This window comes from Clostridium rhizosphaerae, assembly GCF_016765585.1.
Taxonomy (GTDB): Bacteria; Bacillota; Clostridia; order Clostridiales; family Clostridiaceae; genus Clostridium_AT; species Clostridium_AT rhizosphaerae.
The window spans coordinates 332578-354686 of record NZ_JAESWC010000004.1 but is presented as its reverse complement, the minus strand read 5'-3'; the positions used below and the strand labels follow the sequence as shown (position 1 = coordinate 354686).

Genomic DNA, 22109 nt, shown 5'->3' with positions numbered 1-22109 from the left:
ATAAGAAGATTGGTTAAATGCTCATAAAAGGGGTGTGCCATGCTGTTTGAAAAGAAATTAGCAGAAAAGAGATTAACGGAAGCATATAATAATGCTAAAATTGAATACTTTAATAACAATTCTAAATATATATTTTTCAGTGACTGTCATAGAGGAAATAGTACGCCATCTGATGAATTTGCAAAAAACCAGAATATTTTTTTATATGCATTAGAGTTTTATTTTAATAATGGATATACTTATGTAGAAGTTGGAGATGGAGATGAGCTTTGGGAAAACTCTAACTTTAAGGAGATAAGACTGGCACATGATGAAGTATATTCTCTATTGAAAAGGTTCTTTGATTCAAATAGAATGATCATGCTGTACGGCAATCACAATATATGCGTAAAGCATCCTAATTTTGTAGAGAAGAATTATTATAGGTTCTACGATGAGTATAACGAAGAGTATATTGAATTATTTCCTGGTATTACACCCTATGAAGCAGTAGTGTTTAAGCATAAAGATACAGCACAGGAGATACTAACTGTTCATGGTCATCAAGGAGATAGAATGAATGACAAGTTATGGCGTTTTAATAGGCTTACTGTAAGGTATTTTTGGAGATACCTTCACTCAATAGGGTTTATAAATCCAGCAAGTCCTGTAAAAAATGCTGAAAAAATTCATAAAATTGAACGTATATATAGCGGCTGGATTGAAAAGAACAAAATTATGATAATCTGTGGACATACTCATAGGCCACATTTTCCCAAAGCTAAAGAACTGCCATACTTCAATGATGGATCCTGCGTTAGGGCAAGCGGAATACAAGGTATTGAAATAGATGATGGAAAAATAATGTTGATTGAATGGAGGGTTAGATACGATTCATCAGGGGATCTTCACATAAATAGAAGAATATTAAGAGGACCGGAACCAATTGAAAAATTTGATTTAAGAAATAATGAGTATATACAAAAGCAGAAAAAATGAATCTCTAGTTAAAACATTCTATGTCTTTATACTGGACAACTAAAATTGTGTAATAAATCTATAAATGATGTAATATTAAAATTATTTATAAATAATAAAGTTGAGACAGCAGCGATACTGACAAGTATTGGTGCTGTCTTATTTTAATTTTAGAGGAAAATCCAATTGAAAAGCAATAAATGAGCTTAAGATAAATGAGGAATATAACTTATAACCATCATGATTTCCTATTTTCTGTATTGACAGTTAACTATTGTATCAGGATAATAGTAGATAATTGTAGATTCAGAAGAAGCGGAAGTGGTTTATATGAAAAGAATAGAAGCGGTGTATGAAAAACTAAAGGAGCTTAGTGGTGAGAATGGAGCAAGCGCAATAGAAATTGCTGATGCCTTAAACCTTGACAGAGCTAACGTAAGCAAAGACTTAAACAGGCTTTGCGAGGAAGGAAAAGCTGTTAAAGGAAAAGGAAAGCCCGTACTTTTTACTGCTGCAAAAGGAAATAAAAAAGAAGAAACAATTTTAGATAAATTAGCCTCAACAAACGAGAGTTTGATCTCTGCTGTTAAGCAGGCGAAAGCAGCTGTACTTTACCCGCCAAAAGGTCTTCATATGCTTATTCTAGGTGAAACTGGTGTTGGAAAATCCATGTTTGCAGGGATTATACATAGGTATGCAATTGAGATGAAGAGAATGGATGAAAAATCATCGTTTATAACTTTTAACTGTGCAGACTACGCAAATAATCCGCAGCTTCTTTTAAGCCAGCTTTTTGGAGCTAAGAAAGGAGCTTATACAGGTGCTGATGCAGATAAACCCGGATTGATTGAAAAGGCTAATGGAGGGATACTTTTTCTTGATGAGGTTCACAGGCTTCTGCCTGAGGGTCAGGAAATGTTCTTTAATTTTATGGATAAGGGAACTTTTAGAAGGCTTGGCGAAACTGAGGCTGAAAGAAGCGCTTCTGTTTTAATTGTTTCAGCCACAACAGAAAATCCTGATTCTACTTTGCTTAAAACCTTTACTAGAAGAATTCCTATGATTATAAGAATTCCAAGTTTAAGCGAAAGAAGCCTTGAAGAGCGCTTCAATCTTATTAGTCAGTTCTTCAGAGAAGAGTCTTCTAGACTCGGAAGGCAGATAAGGGTATCTGTTAACTCTATGAGAGCGTTTTTGAGCTATCACTGCGAAAGCAATGTCGGGCAGCTTAGGACAGACATACAGCTTGTTTGCGCAAAGGCGTATGCCGAATTCCTGTCTCAGGACAAGGATGAAATTGAGATAAGCAGTCTTGAGCTTCCACAATATATAAAGCAGGGGCTTTATATGGAGACAGAGCACCGTCAGCTTTGGAATAAGCTTATTGGGATAAATAAAAGATACTGCATATTTGATGAAACCAAAGAAACAATGCTTTACGATGAAGAAGAAAATAATGAAAATATATATGAAATGATAGATTTAAGGGTTCACGAGCTTAGGAGCAAGGGGATAAGCAGTAATGAACTTGAAGAAGAAATGGAAAGAGATATAAACGATTATTTTAAAAGCTATATTCATAGTGTTAATAGAAAAATTGATATTTCAAGCTTGGAAAACATAATTAATCCTGAGATTATCGGAGTAGTAGAAGAAATAATAAGGTTCAGTGGGGAAAGTCTTGGGAGGCAGTTAAGTGAAAGAGTTTATTATGGCATGGCAGTACATATAGCTAACTCCATCGATAGAATAAGAAAGAATAAAAAAATTATTAATCCTCAATTAAACAAAATCAGAACACAGTACAGCAGAGAGTTTAGCACAGCTCTTGACTGCCTTAAAATAATTGACAGACTTTTGGATGTATCTATGCCTATTGATGAAGCTGGATTTTTAGCTATGTTCTTTGTGTATGATGAAAGAGATATTGAAGGGCAGAGGAAGGACGTTAATATAATTGTAGTAGCTCATGGAGTTTCCACAGCTACATCAATGGCTGATACAGCAAACAGGCTTTTAGGAGCGAAGCATGCTGTAGGCATAAATGCTCCTCTTGAAGAAAAGCCTGAACAGGTTATTTCAAGGGTTAGAGAATATCTTCGTGAAGCTAATGTAAGCTCCGACATTTTATTTCTTGTAGATATGGGCTCCCTGACTACTTTTGGAAAGGAAGTTGAGCAGGAATTTGGAGTTAAGACACGTTCACTGTCTTTAGCAAGCACACTTCATGTAATAGAAGCTACGAGAAAAGCAATGATGGGCTATACACTAGATGAGGTTTATAAGGATACCTATAATGTATTCAGTCTGATTCAAAATGAACTTACTGAAGAGGCAGAGGAGGATATTCAAAAGCTTGCTATTGTTACTGTATGTACCACTGGAGAAGGCAGTGCAATTGCCTTAAAGAACATGTTGTTTAAGCAGCTTCAGTTTGATAGCAGCATACTTGAAATTATTCCTTTAAATCTTGTAGGGAAGGAAAGTATATACTCAAGGCTTAGAAATATAGAGAAGGAATATAACATTATATGCATCGTAAGCTCCTTTAAGCTAAATACTAAAATTCCTCAATTTGGACTTAAGGAGGTATTGAAAAACGAAGCGGCTGAAAAAATGCAAAATTTAATAGATGTAGAGTCTACTTATATTAAAATGGGAGATACACTGGCAAATATGCTTTCTACCATTAATGGAAAGGAAGCATTAAAGGATATCAAAAAATTTATCAGAGAGATAGAAAATGAACTTGATATTAAAATGGATACAAATATTTTAATTGGAGTAACTTTTCACATAGGATGTATGCTTGATAGGATTAAGGCAGGCAACAAGCTGCTTGAAGAATTTGAGGATAAAGAAAAGTTTATCCATGAGAACAAGGATATATATAATGTAGTAAAGAAAGCAGCAGAATTTCTGAATGAAAGATATGATATAGCTGTGCCGGATGACGAAATATGCTATATTGTAAGCTTCTTTAATCATAAGAAATATGTTTAAAATGCGGATTTATTTCTGCATTTTTTATTTTTGAAATTAATTTATTAAAAAGTGGGTTGGCACGGAAGTTGCTATATTAGTATACAAGAATAAAAAGCACCATAATTACAAAACTAATCACACGAAGGGTGGTAACATACATGGAAGAAATAATCATGAACTTAATAGTTAACGGGGGAGATGCAAGAAGTAGAGCTATGATGGCCATACACAGCGCTAAGGCTGGAGAAATTGAAAAGGCAAAGGAATTTTTGGAGGAGGCTTCAGAATTCCTGCATAAAGCTCATGACTATCAGACAAATCTTATACAAAATGAGGCAGCAGGGAACAAAACAGAGTTATCGCTTTTGATGGTGCATGCACAAGATCACTTGATGAATGCCATGACAATAAGAGATTTAGCTCAAGAATTTGTTGATATGTATGAACTAATTAACAATAAATAAAAATAACACAGATGACAAATAGAAATAACCCACTTGATAAAATAAGAACCCACATTAAACCCACAAAAAGATAAAAAATCTAAAAGTCTTATTTTATCAGGTATTGTGAGTAATTTATAGGCAAAAAAGGTTTTGGCACGATAGTTGCTATTAATAACTACATGATAACAAAACTTAAATAATAAGGAGTTTAAAGTTCTAAATAGACTTTAACAAGCAATCAGCAAGCGGAAGCGAGCAATTTATATTTGCTCAGTGTTCCGACAAAAAGGAGGAAATAAAAATGACAAAAATTACTTTAATATGCGGAGCAGGAATGTCAACAAGTCTTTTAGTAACTAAAATGCAGGCAGCAGCGGCAAAGCTTGGTAGTGAGGTTACAATAAGAGCTACAGCGGAAAGCAAGTTTAAGGAATTTGAAAACGATACAGATGTATTGCTTTTAGGACCTCAAGTAAGCTTTATGCTAAAGAAATTTAAAGAAGCATATGAACCAAAGGGAATTGCAGTTGCCGTAATAAACAGCATAGACTACGGAATGATGAACGGCGAAAAAGTTTTAAAGACAGCTTTAGATTTAGCAAAATAATAAAAATATAAAATTACAAGTATCTTATTTTAAAAAAGGATGGGAGATGGAAAAATGAGTTTTCAAGAGACAGTTCAGGAAAAGGTTCTGCCAGTTGCTAATAAAATAGCTTCAAACAAATATCTAAAGGCAGTAAGTGATGGATTTATGTCCTTAATGCCAGTTATTATTATAGGTTCTATATTTTCCTTATTGAATTCGTTGTCAATTAAACCATATCAAGATTTTATAGTAAAGACAGGCTTAAAACCATTTTTAGCAATACCAAATACAATAACAAACGATATACTAGCTATATACGCGGTATTTTTCATAGCTTATAATCTTGCCAAGTATTTTGAAAAAGACCAAGGTGTAGCAGGGATGATTGCATTGATTACATTCCTTGCTATAACTCCAATAAACAATACAGCCAATGTAGTAACTGGATTCCTATCTTCAAACAAAATAGAATTGGCTAAGGGTACAGCAGTACCATCAGCAAATTTCATTCCATATGAGTGGATAGGAGCAAAGGGCTTATTTGTAGCTATCATAGTTGCAATAGTTTCAACAGTTATCTATAACAAGCTTTTAGACAAAGGACTATCAATAAAAATGCCTGATGGAGTGCCTCCAACAATAGCAAAATCCTTCGCTGGACTTATGCCGGGATTCGTTATAATAATACTATTCATGCTTATAAACAAGGGAGTTACACTATTGCCAATTAAGAATGTTACTGGACTTCACTCATTGGTGTATTCATCACTTCAAGCTCCAATGGAAGCATTCTTAGGTAACAGCATATGGTCCTTTGTGTTTGCAATATTTATAGCTCACCTCTTATGGTTCTTTGGTATCCACGGTGTTACAGCTATAATTATGCCAATATTCTTTCCATTATGGACTTCACTTACAACTGCTAATTTAACTGCAATGAACAATGGGGTATCAATGTATGATCTTCCAAATATCATAAACAGACCTTTCTTCAGCGTTTACGCTATAGTTGGTGGTTCAGGTATGACATTGGGCCTATGTATCTACATGGCTTTAAGAGCAAGAAGCAAACAGTATAAGACTTTAGGAAGACTTGCATTCCTTGCTAATATATGTGGTATCAATGAACCTATGATATTTGCTGTACCAATGGTGCTTAACCCATACATGCTTATTCCATGGCTTGCTGCACCAGTAATTACATCCTTTGTTGCATATGCGTTAACAGCTGCAAAGATACTTCCAAGATTAACAACTATAGTTCCACTTGGTACACCTGTAATAATGTCTGCTTTCCTTGCTGGAGGCGCTGAAGGCTGGAGAGTTGCGTTATTCCAAGTTGTAGCTATAATTCTAGGCGGTTTAATATATATTCCATTCTTTAATGCATTAGACAAGAAGACAGCTGAGAATGAAAAGGCTATGACTGAGGAGTAATAGAATAATTTTATACATTAGGAGTAAACAAGCTGGTATATTCGGCTTGTTTACTTATTTAATAGCATGACATATAAAAAGGAGCTGAATTTGATGAGTAATGATATAGCAAAAGGATTTCCAAAAGGTTTTCTATGGGGTGGTGCAACAGCAGCAAACCAGTGTGAGGGTGGATACTTGGAGGGAAATAAGGGATTATCAACTGTCGATGTTGTTCCAGCAGGAAAGGATCGTTTTCCTGTACTAAAGGGCGAAATGAAAATGCTGGAGTGCGATAGTGAGCACTTCTATCCAAGCCACGAGGCAATCGATTTTTATCATCATTATAAAGAGGATATAGCACTATTAGGCGAGATGGGCTTTAAGACCTTTAGGTTATCACTTTCATGGGCTCGTATTTTCCCAAATGGTGATGATACAGAACCAAATGAAGAAGGATTAAAGTTTTACGATGATATATTCGATGAGTGCCTGAAGTATGGAATTGAGCCCCTGGTTACAATTACCCACTTTGATGTACCGATGCACCTTGTAAAAACAATTGGCTCATGGAGAAGCCGCAAGATGGTTGATTATTATGAGAGGCTATGTGAGGTTATCTTTAATAGATACAAAGATAAAGTTAAGTACTGGCTAACCTTTAATGAAATCAATATGCTTCTGCACCTTCCATTTATAGGAGCAGGTTTAGTATTTGAAGATGGTGAAAATCAGGAAGCTGTAAAGTATCAGGCAGCACACCACCAGCTTGTAGCCAGTGCAAAGGCCACTAAAATAGCACATAGAATAAATCCTGAATTTAAAATAGGCTGTATGCTTGCAGCTGCTAATACCTATCCCTTTACCTGTGCTCCTGAGGATGTATGGAAATCAATGGAGAAGGATAGAGAAAACTACTTTTTTATTGATGTTCAATCACGTGGTGAATATCCAAACTATGCAAAAAAAATGTTTGAAAGATTGAATATTAAGCTTGCCATGGAAGATGAAGATGAAGAACTTTTAAAGAACAATACAGTTGATTTTATTTCCTTCAGCTACTACGCTTCAAGACTCACAAGCGCAGATCCAAATGTAAAGGCAGAAACCTCAGGAAATGCATTTAAGACTCTAAGAAATCCACATCTAAAAGCTAGTGAATGGGGCTGGCAGATTGATCCTCTTGGACTTAGAATTACAATGAATTCACTGTATGATCGTTATCAAAAACCCCTGTTTATTGTTGAAAATGGACTTGGTGCAGTAGACATACCGGATGAAAATGGATATGTTGAAGATGATTATAGAATTGAATACCTAAGAAAGCATATTAAAGCTATGAAGGATGCTATAAGCATAGACGGAGTTGAGCTTTGGGGCTATACAACCTGGGGCTGTATAGACTTAGTGAGCGCTGGTACAGGTGAAATGAAAAAACGCTACGGGTTTATATATGTTGATAAGGATAATGAAGGAAATGGAACTCTGAAGAGATCAAGAAAGAAGAGCTTCTACTGGTATAAGAAGGTTATTGAAACAAATGGTGAAGTATTATAAATACCCTGCTAATGAAATAATCATGAAGATATAATAGCATGACTGGTAAACAAAAATTTATAGTTGTTGTATCACTAAAAAAATGAGTATGCTTCACAAGGGGCATACTCTATTTATATGATAATTTATACAAAAGAAAAAGTCTGTAAATTATCTTTGCAAGGTAATACAAACTATTCCTATATTTGATTTTACAATGTTTATTGGAGATATTGTTGCTGTATATGCAAATGAAGATTGCTTGGATAACGGAAGATCAAATGTTCTAAAGGTCAAGCCGACAGTATTAATGGATACAGGCTACTTTGACTTAAATAACAGAGTGGGATCAATATTTAAAGTTTGTAGTGGTAATAAATAAACAAATTAAAATAAAAATTGATATTTTCATTTTTAATGATTAGATCTATTTTAGTGTACAATAAACTATAAGATAAAAATGCGCTTGAGAGATTGGAGATTATAGTATCTACGATACAAAAATTATTATAAAAGAAAAGTGTTGTTTTCGAAATAATGAGAGCAACACTTTTGCTTTTATATAGAGAATAATAATATCCAAGTATTTCATCATACATATAATGTCTAATATAGAATGCAATAAATGTAATGGTTAAGTTTATATTAATTTAAAACATATATATTTACAATATATAGATATTTATCTATACTAAATATAGATGAGTATCTATATTAGAGGTGAGTGAATGAATTTAAATTATGAAGAATATTCTAAGGTAATTAAGGCAATATCAGACCAAAATAGACTTAAAATAATTGATATTTTGTCCTGTGGAGAAAGATGTGCTTGTGAGATACTGGAGAGATTTGATTTCACCCAGCCAACACTTTCACACCATATGAAGGTGCTTAGTGATTGTGGTTTGGTTAATAGCAGAAAGGAAGGCCTGTGGAGCTATTATTCCCTCAATACAACAAATTGCAATAAGCTGATAATATTTCTTATGAATCTTGTAACTGATAAGGATGACTGTATCTGTAAAGAAAAATCAAATTGTAATTGTAAATAAAGGAGTGTGTAGTAATGAAAAAAATGATTATTTTTGACCCAGCAATGTGCTGCTCAACAGGAGTGTGCGGACCATCAGTAGATAAGGAATTATTGAGAGTAGCTACACTTTTAAACAATCTTAAGAGTCATGGAGTAGTTGTTGAAAGACACAATCTTACTGGTAATCCTCAAATATTTGTTGATAACAAAACAGTAAACAGAATGCTTCTTAAAGAAGGAGTTGAAGTGCTTCCTATAATAATGATTGACGGAGAAGTAGTAAAGACTAAGGCTTATCCTACTAACGAAGAATTCTGCAGTATGTTAGAAGTTCCAGAAGAGTATTTAAAATTAAGTATAAAAAGAGCAGTTCAGAACTAAGGGTTAGGAGATAATTGCTGTTAGGATGGCAGTAGATATTAATTTTTATAATTAACAGGTTCTTACTATTAATACAGAAGTATAAGTAATTATAATTGTTTATTGAAGTACAAGGAATTAAGGAGGAATAGGCTTGTTTAAGAACTTTGATATATCTAATATAAACCTGACTAAGTATCTGTTCTTTACAGGAAAAGGAGGAGTCGGAAAGACTTCAACGGCTTGTGCTGTTGCTGTAACCCTTGCTGATGAAGGCAAGAAAATCATGCTTATAAGCACTGATCCTGCTTCAAATCTTCAAGATGTTTTTAATACTGATTTGAACAATAAAGGTGTGGCTATAAAAGAAGTACCAAACCTTATCGTTGCTAATTTTGACCCGGAGCAGGCAGCTTCGGAATATAAGGAAAGTGTTGTTGGTCCTTTTAGAGGAAAGCTTCCGGAAGTTGTTATTAAGAATATGGAAGAACAGCTTTCAGGTTCCTGTACAGTTGAAATAGCAGCCTTTAATGAGTTTTCAAGCTTTATTACTGATGAAAAGGCTGCCTTAGAATATGATCATATTATATTTGACACAGCACCAACAGGCCATACCTTAAGAATGCTTCAGCTGCCTTCTGCCTGGAGCAGCTTTATAAGTGAAAGCACCCATGGAGCTTCATGTCTCGGGCAGCTTGCAGGGCTTGAGGATAAAAAGGAAGTATATAAAAATGCAGTTAATACTTTGGCAAATGGAGAGAAAACTACGCTGATACTTTTAGCAAGACCCGAACCAGCACCTTTAAAGGAAGCTGAAAGAGCCTCCAAAGAATTGCAGGATATCGGCTTAAATAATCAAATTCTAGTTATAAACGGCGTGCTCGATGTACATGACGATGAGCTTTCCAATGCTATTTTCCACAAGCAGCAAAAGGCATTTAAGAATATTCCCGAGGGAATAAAGAATATTGAAACCTTTAAAATTCCACTTAGGCCTTATAATATAACAGGCTTAGAAAATGTGAGGGCATTTCTGAAAGAAGATAACATTAAGCTTAACAATGAAAAGATAAACACTGATGATATTCCTAGACTAAAGAACGTAATAGATGATTTATACAACAGCGGTAAAAAAGTAATCTTTACAATGGGTAAAGGTGGAGTAGGCAAAACAACCGTTGCAGCTGCAATAGCTTTAGGCTTGTCTAAAAAAGGTAAGAAGGTACATTTGACAACTACTGACCCAGCAGCTCATTTAAGGTTTGTACTTGATGAAAGCTATGGAGTAACTATGAGTAGTATCGACGAGAAGGAAGAGCTTGCAAAATATAAAAAGGAAGTACTTAGCAAAGCTAGAGAAACTATGGGTGAAGATGATTTGGCATACGTAGAAGAAGATTTAAGATCTCCCTGTACTCAAGAAATTGCAGTTTTTAGAGCTTTTGCAGAAATAGTAGAAAGATCTGAAAATGAGGTTGTAGTTATAGATACTGCACCAACAGGTCATACGCTGTTGCTTCTAGAGTCCACTCAAAGCTACAACAAAGAAATTCAGCGTTCTCAGGGAGATGTTCCTGAATCAGTTAAGAAACTACTGCCAAGGCTTAAAAATGATGAAGACACAGAGGTTGTCATTGTAACCCTGGCTGAAACTACTCCGGTTTATGAGGCTATGAGACTCCAGAATGATCTAAACAGAGCGGGAATTCACAGCAAGTGGTGGATAATAAACTCAAGCTTTTATGCTGCTAATACAACCAATTCTATACTAAAGGTAAAGGCAAGTAATGAAGTACAGTGGATTAATAAGGTGAATGATATATCTAAAGGGTACTTTGCAGTTATAGAGTGGATACCGGAAGAAGTTAAAGGCGAAAAGCTTAAGGATTTAATAAAATAGAATATAGTTAGGGTTTGTTTTGAAGACTAATTCAAACTGAAGAATATCAGGAGCATAACAATTAATAATTGTTATGTGCTCCAGAGCTATACAGGAGGGGTTTATGAAAACAAAAGTAGCGTTTATATGTGTACACAATTCTTGCAGATCACAGATGGCAGAGGCACTTGGCAAGTTGTTTGCATCAGACGAATTTGAGTCCTATTCAGCAGGCACAGAACTGAGGCCTCAAATAAATCAGGATGCTGTAAGGATAATTAAGAATTTATATAATGTAGATATGAACGAAACGCAAAAGTCTAAATTGCTTAATGATATACCGGAAGTAGATATAGTAGTAAAAATGGGCTGCAACGTTGTTTGTCCATTTCTAGCATCAAGGCACGAGGAAGACTGGGGGCTTGATGATCCATCAGGAAAGAGCGATGAAGAATTCGTAAAGACTGCAAAAGCAATTGAGGAAAAAGTAAAGAATTTGGCAGCAAGAATTAAAAATAATGAAATTGACCTGACCGTAGAAAGAGATATTAGATAGGTAGATTTAAAGGAGGAGGGGTTATTTTGAGTAAAGCTACAGGAAAACTAGCTTGGTTAGACAAATATTTGACACTATGGATATTTATTGCTATGGCTATAGGTGTGTTTTTAGGATGGGGGTTCCCGGGATTATCTGCAGGTCTGTCTTCATTATCTGTAGGAACAACTTCCATTCCAATAGCCATAGGACTAATTGTAATGATGTATCCGCCACTTGCAAAGGTAAACTACAAGGAGCTTGGCAAGGTATTTAGAAATCCAAAGGTTCTAACATTATCACTAGTGCAGAATTGGATAATAGGGCCAGTACTTATGTTTACTCTAGCAGTTATATTTTTGAGAAATTATCCTCATTTTATGGTAGGACTTATTCTTATAGGGCTTGCAAGATGTATAGCCATGGTAATTGTATGGAACAGCCTTGCAGACGGAGATAATGAGTATGCAGCAGCACTTGTTGCCTTTAATTCCATATTCCAGGTAGTGTTCTATTCAATATTTGCCTATATATTTATAACAGTACTTCCAAAGCTTATCGGACTTGAAGGAATAGCTGTACATGTATCAATGGGAGAAGTAGCATCCTCCGTAGCAATTTACCTTGGAATACCATTTATAGGAGGAATGCTAACAAGATTAATACTTGAGCCTAAAATGGGAACAGAATGGTACAGAACAAAATTTATACCTAAAATAAGTCCGTTTGCATTAATTGCACTTTTATTTACTATAGTTATCATGTTTATGTTTAAAGGCAAATATATTATTGAGCTTCCAATGGATGTTGTGAGAATAGCAATACCTCTGGTTATATACTTTATAATTATGTTCTCGGTTTCCTTTTTTATAAGCCATAAAGCAGGAATAGATTATCACAAAACAGTAAGTCTTTCCTTCACAGCGGCCAGCAATAACTTTGAGCTTGCAATAGCTGTAGCAGTTGCGGTTTTTGGAATAGAGTCAAAGGAAGCCTTTACAGCAGTCATAGGGCCGCTTATCGAGGTGCCTGTAATGATTGGACTTGTCAATGTGGCACTGTCTTGGGGTAGAAGATATTTTAATTATAAGAGAGATACTGAAAGTTAGTTTTTGAAGGGTCAGTTTATACTGGACTCTTCATTTTCTCATTAATTTCAGAACATCTGGCAAAGCTCAGAATATAGGCTTTGTAAAGACAAAAGAAAAGCTTATTAGTATGTATAAATAATGGTACACCAAATGAACTTGAAATACTCGTGTCAAGGCTGAAGAGAAACCTCTTTTGAGGCTATTAATAGAGTTGTTGAATTCTAAATATAACTAAAATATAATATTAATAGTAAGTTATATATCAATCTACATTTTCGTGCATGAAATGTCGGTCTTGTAAATCTTATTTCATGTATATTGAATATAGAAAGAGGTGAAGGTATGGATTGGCTTGAGAGAATGAATCATGCTTTAGATTATATTGAAGGTCATCTTGATGATGAGATAGACTATGCAAAAATTGCGCAGGCAGCATGCAGCTCAGAGTATCATTTTTCAAGAATGTTTTCTTCTATAAGCGGCATATCGCTTTCAGAATATATTAGACGCAGACGCTTAACAGCTGCAGCGTTTGAAATTCAAAAAACTGATATTCGCATTATCGATGCTGCTATTAAATATGGATATGAGTCATCTGATTCATTTGCACGGGCTTTTCAGAAGGTACACGGGATAAAACCTTCTGAAGCACGCAATAAAGGAGTGAAGCTAAAAGCCTTTCCACGAATCTCTTTTCAAATATCTATTAAAGGAGATGTAGAGATGGAATATAGGATTGAAAATATTGATTTTGAATTAAGGATAATAGGGAAAAGTGAGCCTGTAAAAACAAATAGAGCATTTAAAGTGATTCCATCACTTTGGAACGGTGCAAAAAAAGATGGATTTATGCAAAGGCTTATAGATATGTCCTGGGAAAATCCAAAGTGCAAGCTTGAGGGGCTTCTAGGAGTCTGCGGAAAAGAAGCAGCAATTACTGATGAAGTATTTGATTACTTTATGGGAGTAAGATACGCTGGGCAAGATCCTAGTGATATGGATACTCTCGTAATCCCGCCAAGTACCTGGGCAGTTTTTCCTAATGTTGTAGAGGCATGGAAGCGTTTATACTCTGAATGGATACCAACTTCTGGTTATGAGCTTGCTAACTTGCCTTGCATTGAATGCTATTACGGGCCAAAACATAAGCCAAGGCATGAACTATGGGTTCCAGTTGTTCCTAAATAGTAGTAAAGATGCTTTTAATATAAATGCTAGTGTATGAAATTGTTGGTTTTAAGATAGAAGAATTAAAAGAGAACCATAGGAAAATAGGAGATAGCTATTGGAATTTATATGATATGGGCATAACTAAAGAAGAGTGGAAAATGATAACTAACAGGAATTAAATAAATTAAGATTTTAAAAATAGAAGGGGTTGTTTCAAAGCAGTTAAACCTACTGTGTGGTATTTGAACAGGTAAGGTTTAAATACCACGCTAAGTTTAGTTGTTTTGAGTCAGTCTCTTTTTTGTTATTAAAAAGAAATTATTGACAATATCGAGTATCGATATTACAATTAAAACATAAATATCGATACTCGATATTAAAATGAGGTTGAAGTCCTAAATGGACTTCGACGGGTAGTCTGCGAGCGGGAGCGAGTGGTATAGACTACCCAGTGTTTGGTGTGAAGGAGAAAATAAAATGGCAAGGGAGCAATTTCAGAATCTAACTGAGCCAATGTATTATATACTCATGGCCCTAATGAAAGAAAGATGCGGCGTAGATATTATGGAGGCTGTAGATGAAATTTCAAAAGGTCGAGTGAAAGTTGGTCCGGGAACCTTGTACACTCTTTTAGATAAATTTCAAAAAGAAGATATGATAAAAGAAACTGAGGTGCAGGGAAGAAGAAAAAGTTATATTATTACAGACAAGGGCAGGGATATGCTGCTTGCAGAATACAAAAGGTTGATAACTATGGTTAATGATTGGGAGTTTTTAGAGAAAGGGGAAAATTAATTTATGTGGGGAAAGGGCAGAAAAATAGTTTTTTTAAATTTATTGCCTTATGAATGTGGGGCTGCAGAAGAATATCTAAGCAAAATGGCACAAAGAGGATGGTTATTAAAAAATGTAAAAGGGACCTTTTTAATATTTAAGAGAAGTGAGCCTAAAATACTGAGGTATTCCGTTGATGTTTTAAACAAAATATCTATTTTTGATCATAAAGACAGTGATGAAGCTTTAGAATATAGAGAGTATTGTGAAGCAGCAGGGTGGAATTATGTATGTCAAAAGGGTAAAATTCAAATATTTTGTACTGAGGAACAAAATGAAGCTGTTTCTATACATACAGATGAACAGGAAAAACTTAAAGCAGTATTTAAGGCTTCATTCTATGATGTTGGAATGCAAATTTTACTTACTCTTATATTTGTTTTTAACCTTTATGTTTCTATGGTTTTAGGAAACAGCAGTTTTATTTTGTCTTCTAATATGGGACTATTATCAGAAACAGGCATGTTGATTTTAATAGCAGCAAATATTATTGAAATTACCAGCTTTATTATTTGGTTTGTAAAAAATAAAATACGAGTAAAAGATAATAAATTAATGGTTTTTAACGATTATAAGCGGGTAAAAGCAAAAAATATAATAAAGATATCATTTTCTTTTGTAATACTTCTGCTGTGGATAGCAATACTTGTTTATGATGATAGTAACGGTGACCAGCTTAATATTATAATGTTTGTAATGATGCTTGCTTTAATATTAATTGCAGTATGTGTTAAATGGTTTATTAATAATAAAAGATACTCTAGAAATACCAATAGGGGTTTATTAATTGGAGGCAATATTATTTTGATATATCTTATGGTATCGGTTATTGGAATTTTTGCTTTTAGACAGGTTATTGAAGGAAATATATATACAGCTCCAATGGAAACAGCAAATCTCACCATTGAAGATTTTGGGTATAAGGATGGAAATAATTCCGGACCTCATTTTATGTCCGATAAGAGTGTTTTAGCACAGGAAGTGGAATACTTTTCTGATAATGATGATAACAGATTAAGCTATAATATTCTGCAAAGTCCTTATCCTTTGGTAATAAAGTTTTATCAAAACAGATTGATAAGCTGGCACAATAGATATGACAACGAATTAAATAAAGAAAGTACTTCACTGCCTGACAATATAAAGGTATATCGCGATAAGAAGAAAAGAATTTATATATTTGTGTCACACAATAAAGTTATAGATGCTATAAAAGAACTTAAGGATACAAGTGATGAAGAATTTATAGATAAGGTTTATGATAAACTTATTAAAAATCAAGAAAAAGCTGCAGACTTTTAAAGTTTGCAGCTTTTGCTATTCTTCTCTGTATTCTAATATATCACCAGGCTGGCAGTTAAGCTCTTTGCAAATTGCTTCAAGAGTAGAAAACCTTACAGCTTTTGCTTTGCCGGTTTTTAATATTGATAAGTTTGCATTAGTTATACCGACCTTTTCAGCTAATTCATTCAGTGAAATTTTTCTCTTTGCCATCATTACATCTAAATTAACTATAATAGCCATAGTAAGTACTCCTTATATTGTAAAATCATTTTCTTCTTTAACCTCTACTGCCTGCTTATACACCTGAGCTAATACTACAACGATTAATCCGGCAAAGAAAAATATTAGAAATTCAGTGTCTGTATGAATGCCCGTTTGATCAATTTCGATAAAACTAAATTTGGTAATTAAGTTATTGCAGATAAAATTAATTAAATAGCAAATAGTAATAATAAAGCAGCAAATGGATATCTTATTTAAGCATTTAACATTGCTCATTGTAAAAGGACCATTATTTAAAACTGACTTTAATATCTTTTTAAGATTATACAATATGTAGATTAAAGAAGCTGTTCCAACAAAAAAGATTATACAGTTTAAAGTAAAATTTGAATTGTTGACTTTTGAAACACCTGAAATTACAGCGCTAATAATTATTCCGACTCCAGCAATAACTCCAATTGCCATTAGTATATTCAAGGTAATGATTAAAAAATTTGTTATGGTTTTATATTTTTTATCCTTCATAAGTACCACCTTTTATCACAATTTTCTACTAAATTTATATTAATATATTCCTCTTGAACTTTCAACAAAAAATTATTGTTTTTCGATAAGACGAACAGTTTTTATATATATAAAGTTATTTTACTATACCAAAACTTTAAAAATAGTGGTAAACAAACTATAAAGCTTTGACAAAAGGTAATACTAATAATAGAATTATATAGACTTTAAAAGCTATTTATAAAGGAGATACAAGGTCTAAATGACCTTGTACGGGTAGTTTACGAGTGTGAACGAGTGCTATAAACTACCCAGTGTTTCGAGTGAAAGGAGAAACAATGATGTTATTTGAAGAATTAGGACTTAGCTTAAATTTAATAGATGGACTAAAAAAAGAAGGAATTACTGAACCAACAGATATTCAGGAGAAAGTAATACCATTGGCACTTGAAAATAAAGATATTATCGGTCAGTCTCAAACAGGCAGCGGAAAAACATTAGCTTACCTTCTGCCTATATTTCAAAGAATACAGGCTGATAAAAGAGAAATGCAGGCAATTATACTTGCACCAACTCATGAGCTTGTAATGCAGATAGACAGCGTAATAAAAAGTCTTTCTGAAAACTCAGGTGCTGCTGTTACATCAGCTGCAATAATAGGTGATGTAAATATAAAAAGACAAGTAGAAAAACTTAGAGAAAAGCCTCATATAATTGTAGGATCGACTGGACGAATATTTGAGCTTATAAAAATGAAAAAAATTAGCGCACATACTATAAAGACTATAGTTATAGATGAAGGAGACAGACTTCTTGATGATAAGAATATAGCAGTAGTAAAAGATATAATTAAAACAACTTTAAGAGACAGACAGCTTATGATATTTTCAGCTACTATTGATGAAAAAGTATTAAATACTGCAAAAGATTTAATGAAAATACCTGAAGTTATAAAAGTTGAAGAAAAGCTGCAGGTTAATCCGAATATTTCACATATGTATATTGCATGTGAGCAAAGAGATAAAATGGAGATTCTTAGAAAGCTTATTGCAGCTGAAAAGCCTAAGAAAGCTATAGTATTTATAAATAAAGGCATAGAAACTGAAATAACAACTTCAAAACTCCAATATCATCATATAAAGGCTTATGGAATATATGGAAGTGCAGAAAAAGAAGAGCGTAAAAAAGCCATGGAGGATTTTAGAAATGGGAAGCTTCAAATCTTGGTAGCTTCAGATATTGCAGCAAGAGGAATTGATGTTAAAGATGTAACTCATATAATAAATTTGGATTTACCGGTTGAAGCTAAGGATTATTTACATAGAGTAGGTAGAACAGGAAGAGCAGACCAGAAAGGAAAGGCTGTTTCTATAGTAACTGATAAGGAAACAACTGCTGTTAGAAAATATGAAAAAAGTTTTGGAATAGAAATTAAAGAGAAAGTTTTATTTAACGGCAAGCTTGTAGATAAATAGATGAGAACTTAAGCAGATTGCTTTGCAATCTGCTTATTCATTAACATCCGTATATTTAGTTTCTATAATGTTTAGTATGGATGTTTCAGAGGAAGGTTTACTTTTGTTAATACTTTGAGCCTTTAGTAAGTCTTTTAGCTTAATTCTTAGTTCAGTGTTTTGATTTGCCAAAATCATATTTTGCTTGCGTAATAAAGCGATTTTATTTGAAAAAAACACATAAATTCCAAAGCAAGCAGTGCACATGATTAAAAATAGTATAAATGTAAACATAATGCCTCCTTATGTATATTTATAAGTACCATTAATCAGCATAATAAAAATCTTTAATATATGTATATTCAAAAATAAACAAAAAATCCTGCACGGAGGCAGGATTAAGAGGCTTTTATTAAATCTTCATATTTATAAATATAATGGTCTGCAGTTTTTATTATGTCTTCCTTCTGATGTTCTGAATAAGCATCATAAATACCAACTACTTGCATACCTGCGGCTTTGGCTCCTTTTACGGCTGGAAGTATATCTTCATATACAATACATTCTTCAGGTGATACTCCTAATTTATCAGCTGAAAGCAGGTATATATCAGGATTATCCTTTCCTCTGGAAACTTCTATGGTCGTTGTTATTGAATCAAAATATTCATATATACCATTATTTTTTAGTACTACTTCTAATAATAACTTTGAATTGCTTGTTGCAAGAGCTAGTTTTATTCCTTTAAATTTCAATAATTCCAGATATTCTTTTACATCTGGCTTTAATTTAACTGTATTCGAGTACTCATAATAAGCCATGTTGTTCCATTCATCAACTATTTCTTCTATACTTTCAGGCAGATTAAATCTATTTTTAAAGTACTTTGCAGTATCAGTAAAGCTTAAGTGCTCTATTTCACCTCTTAAATCTTCAGGAACCTCAATACCTCTTTCCTCTAAAAAATCTATATCAACTTTTGTCCATACTCCCATAGAATCAACTAATGTACCGTCCAAATCAAATATTGCAGCTTTTATATTTTTTAGCAAAACTATTCAATCTCCCTTCATATTATGACCATATCATTCAATTAAGTATAGCATGTCTATAAATAAAATTGAACAAAAAATAATAATAGCTATCCACAAATTGTGAATAACTATTATTTTGGAGATGCATATTTTATGAAAAATCCCTCTCAAAGATTTCAACTCTTTCCTTGTGTTTAAAATCTTCTACAGAGCTAATTTCTAGTTTTTGAAGAATCCTGTTCATAGTATCACTGTCTACTGCTACTTTTACATCTGAATTGTAAGCAAATTCGTTGACTCTTTCTCTTCCTTCTTCTTTAGGTATTATAGCTTTTGGACCACCGACACATCCGCCTATGCAGCCCATACCTTCTATGAAGTTAGCTTTTATGTTTCCTTCTTTAGCTTCACTTAACATCTTCTTGCATTCAACCACACCGTTAGCTTGTGTGGTTTGTAATAATTTATATTTTTCGGGAAATATTCTTTCTATTGCATCGCTGACAGCTATAGACACTCCTCCTGTTCGGGCATAGAGTCTTCCACCCTTTGATGCATATTCTGTAGAATAATCATTAGGAAGCTCTGCTGGGTTTATTCCTACTGCTTCAAAGATATCTTTCACTTCAGCAAAGGTTAATACGAAGTCTATATCACCAAGCAGATCCTTTTCTTTAGCTTCTGCCTTTTTAGCTATACATGGACCTATAAAAACAACTTTACATTTTTCATTGAGTGCCTTCATCACTCTTCCAGAAGCAATCATAGGGGATACGGATGGAGATACATGCTTAACTAAATCACTGTAAACTCTTTTAAGCATAGCCACCCACATTGGACAGCAGCAGGATGTTATCATAAAGTCATCCTTTGTATGTACATGCTCATCAAATTCTACAGCTTCTTTTAAGGTAAGCATATCTGCGAAAAAAGCCACTTCAACCATTTCTGTAAAGCCAAGCTTTTTAAATGCACTTCGTAATTGATATATGCTGACATCCGGCCCAAACTGTCCTTGAATTGCCGGGGCTACAGCCGCAATAACAGGAGCTTTTTCTTTTAATAGATTTACAAAAGGAATAAACTCAACTTTATCAAGTATGGAGCCTGTTGGGCAGGCTTCTACGCAGAAACCGCAATCAGTACATTTTTCTTCGTCTATTGAAGAGGTATGCCTATCTTCATCTATGATTATAGCATCAAAAGGGCATGATTTCTGACACATTGTCTTTCCGTCACTATCAACACAATCCATTGAACAAACCTTAACTTTATTTACGACCTTATGGTTAATTTCATAATCCTTTATAGCTTTTTTTAGGTCGGTAATGTAATCCTTTGTAAAGTCTAATTGAACTCCGCAAAGAGAAGATATAACCTGAGCTAAGTCTTCTTTATTTACTTCAGGATCAGATAAAATAGTTTCAAGTTTTTTTTCGAATCCGCCATCATAATATGCATTTACAATTTTTTTAAAAAGATCGCTATACTTAGCTTTCAAAATACCATCTCCTAATGAGTAAATCAGTTATAAAAATACAATCCAATATATTTTGTGGAAAAACTATTTTTTTATACAAAAAAAAGAACCCGAGGGTTCTTATATTTATATAGAACTTAGTAAAGGTAAATATTCAATTTTATCTATATAATTACCATTAGGACATGCTTCTATGCAAAAACCGCAATCAGTACATTTGGCATTGTCTATTATTGTTGTATGCTTTGTTTCATCAACTACTATAGCATCAAAAGGACAGGAGCTTTGGCAAATTGTTTTTTCATTGGAGCTTGTGCAATTCATACAGCAATCTTTAAGCTTGGTTACTATTTTATGATTAGCAGTATAATTTGAAATTGCCTTTTTCAATTCTTGAGAAAAATTATTTTTGGTATATAAAACTTCTACTCCGCACAAAGATGAAATAATTTTTGATAGTTCTTCTTTATTTGAGTCAGTTTCATCTAATAATTTATCAACGACTTCTTGAAAATTATTATTAATATAACCTTTTACTAAAGTTTTAAACAACGCACTATTATCCATATCGACAGCTCCTTTTGTTTGAATATACTGATAATAATATTATATCATAACGTTTACAAAATTGCTTTAAAATTTAAAAGATTGTTACTTAAATTTAATGCATAAGTAACATGAAAATGCGAATACTATAATGTAAACTATAATTGACTAGAGGTGTTTTATATGGCTACAGTTTTATTAGTTATGTTAGGCGGCACTGTAGGTTTTTTTACAGCAGCATTATGTAAGGCAGCAGGAAGAGCAGATAGAGATATGGAATTATTAGAAGCACAGGAAAATAATATTGATAAATATGTAGTACATGACTCTGAGGTGCATGGAGATTTAGCTGCAGAAAGCATTGAAATGGAGAAAGAAAGTTTAATATAAAATTTGGGTTGCATTCCATTAATATAGTTTCTTTGAAACAGTTTACGAGGATATAAGACCTTCTTTATAAGCATTATAATATTGTATTCTTTATCAAATAGGAGGGTTAAATATGAAAAATCGTGAAGGTTTAATACCAACAATTTTAGGAGCAGCAGTAACAGCAACTGCAGCAACAGCTGCAACCACTAAATTTAAATCAAAAGATACTTCCTCTATGATTGCAGCAGGAATTGCAGGTTTTGGTCTTGCTCATATTGTTCTTGGAGCTATAGATTTGGTAGAGCATAGATAATAGTAGAATATAGATAGGAGGGCATGCATAAAATTATATGTGATATAATTTGTGCATGTCCTTTTATTT

General features: G+C 33.5%; 24 protein-coding genes and 1 pseudogene. 19 read left to right on the top strand and 6 right to left on the bottom strand.

Features of this window, described 5'->3' with window-relative positions:
- The first annotated feature begins 39 nt into the window (after positions 1-39).
- From JK636_RS11710 to JK636_RS11640, 16 genes and pseudogenes are all read left to right on the top strand, one after another.
- Positions 40-978 carry a metallophosphoesterase gene (locus JK636_RS11710; protein WP_202749181.1) on the top strand — a complete coding sequence of 313 codons (939 nt, stop codon included), beginning with the start codon at positions 40-42 and terminating at the stop codon, positions 976-978.
- A gap of 309 nt (positions 979-1287) precedes the next feature.
- The gene (locus tag JK636_RS11705; protein ID WP_202749180.1) at positions 1288-3960 is read left to right on the top strand and encodes a sigma-54-dependent transcriptional regulator; all 2673 of its coding nucleotides are present in this window, start codon (positions 1288-1290) and stop codon (positions 3958-3960) included.
- Between the two features lie 140 nt (positions 3961-4100).
- Positions 4101-4406: a PTS sugar transporter subunit IIA gene (locus JK636_RS11700; protein WP_202749179.1), complete on the top strand. Its 306-nt coding sequence runs from the start codon at positions 4101-4103 to the stop codon at positions 4404-4406.
- A gap of 283 nt (positions 4407-4689) precedes the next feature.
- The gene (locus JK636_RS11695; RefSeq protein ID WP_034568934.1) at positions 4690-4995 is read left to right on the top strand and encodes a PTS sugar transporter subunit IIB; all 306 of its coding nucleotides are present in this window, start codon (positions 4690-4692) and stop codon (positions 4993-4995) included.
- A gap of 54 nt (positions 4996-5049) precedes the next feature.
- Positions 5050-6414, top strand: a complete 1365-nt coding sequence (locus JK636_RS11690; RefSeq protein WP_202749178.1) for a PTS sugar transporter subunit IIC — start codon at positions 5050-5052, stop codon at positions 6412-6414.
- Positions 6415-6507: 93 nt separating this feature from the next.
- Positions 6508-7950 carry a 6-phospho-beta-glucosidase gene (locus tag JK636_RS11685; RefSeq protein ID WP_202749177.1) on the top strand — a complete coding sequence of 481 codons (1443 nt, stop codon included), beginning with the start codon at positions 6508-6510 and terminating at the stop codon, positions 7948-7950.
- 133 nt (positions 7951-8083) lie between these two features.
- Positions 8084-8311: pseudogene (locus tag JK636_RS23635) on the top strand (flavin reductase family protein); the annotation flags it as partial.
- Positions 8312-8657: 346 nt separating this feature from the next.
- Positions 8658-8981 (top strand): ArsR/SmtB family transcription factor, encoded by a 324-nt coding sequence (locus JK636_RS11680; RefSeq protein ID WP_202749176.1) that lies wholly within the window; start codon positions 8658-8660, stop codon positions 8979-8981.
- A gap of 14 nt (positions 8982-8995) precedes the next feature.
- Positions 8996-9343: an arsenite efflux transporter metallochaperone ArsD gene (arsD, locus tag JK636_RS11675; protein ID WP_202749175.1), complete on the top strand. Its 348-nt coding sequence runs from the start codon at positions 8996-8998 to the stop codon at positions 9341-9343.
- Between the two features lie 133 nt (positions 9344-9476).
- On the top strand, positions 9477-11222 hold the full coding sequence (gene arsA / locus JK636_RS11670; RefSeq protein ID WP_202749174.1) for an arsenical pump-driving ATPase: 1746 nt from the start codon (positions 9477-9479) through the stop codon (positions 11220-11222).
- A gap of 103 nt (positions 11223-11325) precedes the next feature.
- Complete coding sequence (locus JK636_RS11665) at positions 11326-11757, top strand: arsenate reductase/protein-tyrosine-phosphatase family protein (protein WP_202749173.1); 432 nt, start codon at positions 11326-11328, stop codon at positions 11755-11757.
- A 26-nt stretch (positions 11758-11783) separates the two neighbouring features.
- Positions 11784-12845, top strand: coding sequence for an ACR3 family arsenite efflux transporter (gene arsB, locus JK636_RS11660; protein ID WP_202749172.1), 1062 nt, complete (start codon positions 11784-11786; stop codon positions 12843-12845).
- Between the two features lie 324 nt (positions 12846-13169).
- Entirely contained in the window at positions 13170-14015 is an 846-nt protein-coding gene (locus JK636_RS11655) for an AraC family transcriptional regulator (RefSeq protein WP_202749171.1), read from the top strand.
- 23 nt (positions 14016-14038) lie between these two features.
- Complete coding sequence (locus tag JK636_RS11650) at positions 14039-14176, top strand: hypothetical protein (protein WP_202749170.1); 138 nt, start codon at positions 14039-14041, stop codon at positions 14174-14176.
- Between the two features lie 298 nt (positions 14177-14474).
- On the top strand, positions 14475-14792 hold the full coding sequence (locus JK636_RS11645; protein ID WP_202749169.1) for a PadR family transcriptional regulator: 318 nt from the start codon (positions 14475-14477) through the stop codon (positions 14790-14792).
- A 3-nt stretch (positions 14793-14795) separates the two neighbouring features.
- On the top strand, positions 14796-16133 hold the full coding sequence (locus JK636_RS11640) for a DUF2812 domain-containing protein (protein WP_202749168.1): 1338 nt from the start codon (positions 14796-14798) through the stop codon (positions 16131-16133).
- 15 nt (positions 16134-16148) lie between these two features.
- Here JK636_RS11640 and JK636_RS11635 read toward each other — a convergent pair whose 3' ends face one another.
- The gene (locus JK636_RS11635; protein WP_021653795.1) at positions 16149-16355 is read right to left on the bottom strand and encodes a helix-turn-helix domain-containing protein; all 207 of its coding nucleotides are present in this window, start codon (positions 16353-16355) and stop codon (positions 16149-16151) included.
- A gap of 12 nt (positions 16356-16367) precedes the next feature.
- Entirely contained in the window at positions 16368-16862 is a 495-nt protein-coding gene (locus JK636_RS11630; RefSeq protein ID WP_202749167.1) for a DUF2975 domain-containing protein, read from the bottom strand.
- Positions 16863-17179: 317 nt separating this feature from the next.
- Here JK636_RS11630 and JK636_RS11625 point away from each other — a divergent pair, with 317 nt between their 5' ends.
- Positions 17180-18316 carry a DEAD/DEAH box helicase gene (locus JK636_RS11625; protein WP_202749166.1) on the top strand — a complete coding sequence of 379 codons (1137 nt, stop codon included), beginning with the start codon at positions 17180-17182 and terminating at the stop codon, positions 18314-18316.
- A 33-nt stretch (positions 18317-18349) separates the two neighbouring features.
- On the opposite strand, the gene JK636_RS11620 is transcribed toward JK636_RS11625, so the two are convergent.
- From JK636_RS11620 to JK636_RS11605, 4 genes are all read right to left on the bottom strand, one after another.
- Positions 18350-18589 (bottom strand): hypothetical protein, encoded by a 240-nt coding sequence (locus JK636_RS11620; RefSeq protein ID WP_202749165.1) that lies wholly within the window; start codon positions 18587-18589, stop codon positions 18350-18352.
- A gap of 104 nt (positions 18590-18693) precedes the next feature.
- A complete protein-coding gene (locus JK636_RS11615) occupies positions 18694-19347 on the bottom strand; it encodes an HAD family hydrolase (protein WP_202749164.1) in 654 nt (217 codons plus the stop codon).
- A gap of 133 nt (positions 19348-19480) precedes the next feature.
- Positions 19481-20830: a [Fe-Fe] hydrogenase large subunit C-terminal domain-containing protein gene (locus JK636_RS11610; RefSeq protein ID WP_202749163.1), complete on the bottom strand. Its 1350-nt coding sequence runs from the start codon at positions 20828-20830 to the stop codon at positions 19481-19483.
- Positions 20831-20935: 105 nt separating this feature from the next.
- Entirely contained in the window at positions 20936-21376 is a 441-nt protein-coding gene (locus JK636_RS11605) for a 4Fe-4S dicluster domain-containing protein (RefSeq protein WP_202749162.1), read from the bottom strand.
- 162 nt (positions 21377-21538) lie between these two features.
- Between JK636_RS11605 and JK636_RS11600 the strand changes: the two genes are divergently transcribed.
- On the top strand, positions 21539-21745 hold the full coding sequence (locus JK636_RS11600) for a hypothetical protein (RefSeq protein ID WP_202749161.1): 207 nt from the start codon (positions 21539-21541) through the stop codon (positions 21743-21745).
- Positions 21746-21857: 112 nt separating this feature from the next.
- Entirely contained in the window at positions 21858-22040 is a 183-nt protein-coding gene (locus JK636_RS11595) for an asparagine synthase (protein WP_202749160.1), read from the top strand.
- Positions 22041-22109: the final 69 nt, after the last annotated feature.

Coding starts and splice junctions, on each gene's coding strand:
- JK636_RS11710 (WP_202749181.1), top strand. CDS start 40: ATGCTGTTTGAAAAGAAATTAGCAGAAAAGAGATTAACGGAAGCATAT.
- JK636_RS11705 (WP_202749180.1), top strand. CDS start 1,288: ATGAAAAGAATAGAAGCGGTGTATGAAAAACTAAAGGAGCTTAGTGGT.
- JK636_RS11700 (WP_202749179.1), top strand. CDS start 4,101: ATGGAAGAAATAATCATGAACTTAATAGTTAACGGGGGAGATGCAAGA.
- JK636_RS11695 (WP_034568934.1), top strand. CDS start 4,690: ATGACAAAAATTACTTTAATATGCGGAGCAGGAATGTCAACAAGTCTT.
- JK636_RS11690 (WP_202749178.1), top strand. CDS start 5,050: ATGAGTTTTCAAGAGACAGTTCAGGAAAAGGTTCTGCCAGTTGCTAAT.
- JK636_RS11685 (WP_202749177.1), top strand. CDS start 6,508: ATGAGTAATGATATAGCAAAAGGATTTCCAAAAGGTTTTCTATGGGGT.
- JK636_RS11680 (WP_202749176.1), top strand. CDS start 8,658: ATGAATTTAAATTATGAAGAATATTCTAAGGTAATTAAGGCAATATCA.
- arsD (WP_202749175.1), top strand. CDS start 8,996: ATGAAAAAAATGATTATTTTTGACCCAGCAATGTGCTGCTCAACAGGA.
- JK636_RS11665 (WP_202749173.1), top strand. CDS start 11,326: ATGAAAACAAAAGTAGCGTTTATATGTGTACACAATTCTTGCAGATCA.
- JK636_RS11655 (WP_202749171.1), top strand. CDS start 13,170: ATGGATTGGCTTGAGAGAATGAATCATGCTTTAGATTATATTGAAGGT.
- JK636_RS11650 (WP_202749170.1), top strand. CDS start 14,039: ATGCTAGTGTATGAAATTGTTGGTTTTAAGATAGAAGAATTAAAAGAG.
- JK636_RS11645 (WP_202749169.1), top strand. CDS start 14,475: ATGGCAAGGGAGCAATTTCAGAATCTAACTGAGCCAATGTATTATATA.
- JK636_RS11640 (WP_202749168.1), top strand. CDS start 14,796: ATGTGGGGAAAGGGCAGAAAAATAGTTTTTTTAAATTTATTGCCTTAT.
- JK636_RS11635 (WP_021653795.1), bottom strand. CDS start 16,355: ATGGCTATTATAGTTAATTTAGATGTAATGATGGCAAAGAGAAAAATT.
- JK636_RS11630 (WP_202749167.1), bottom strand. CDS start 16,862: ATGAAGGATAAAAAATATAAAACCATAACAAATTTTTTAATCATTACC.
- JK636_RS11625 (WP_202749166.1), top strand. CDS start 17,180: ATGATGTTATTTGAAGAATTAGGACTTAGCTTAAATTTAATAGATGGA.
- JK636_RS11620 (WP_202749165.1), bottom strand. CDS start 18,589: ATGTTTACATTTATACTATTTTTAATCATGTGCACTGCTTGCTTTGGA.
- JK636_RS11605 (WP_202749162.1), bottom strand. CDS start 21,376: ATGGATAATAGTGCGTTGTTTAAAACTTTAGTAAAAGGTTATATTAAT.
- JK636_RS11600 (WP_202749161.1), top strand. CDS start 21,539: ATGGCTACAGTTTTATTAGTTATGTTAGGCGGCACTGTAGGTTTTTTT.
- JK636_RS11595 (WP_202749160.1), top strand. CDS start 21,858: ATGAAAAATCGTGAAGGTTTAATACCAACAATTTTAGGAGCAGCAGTA.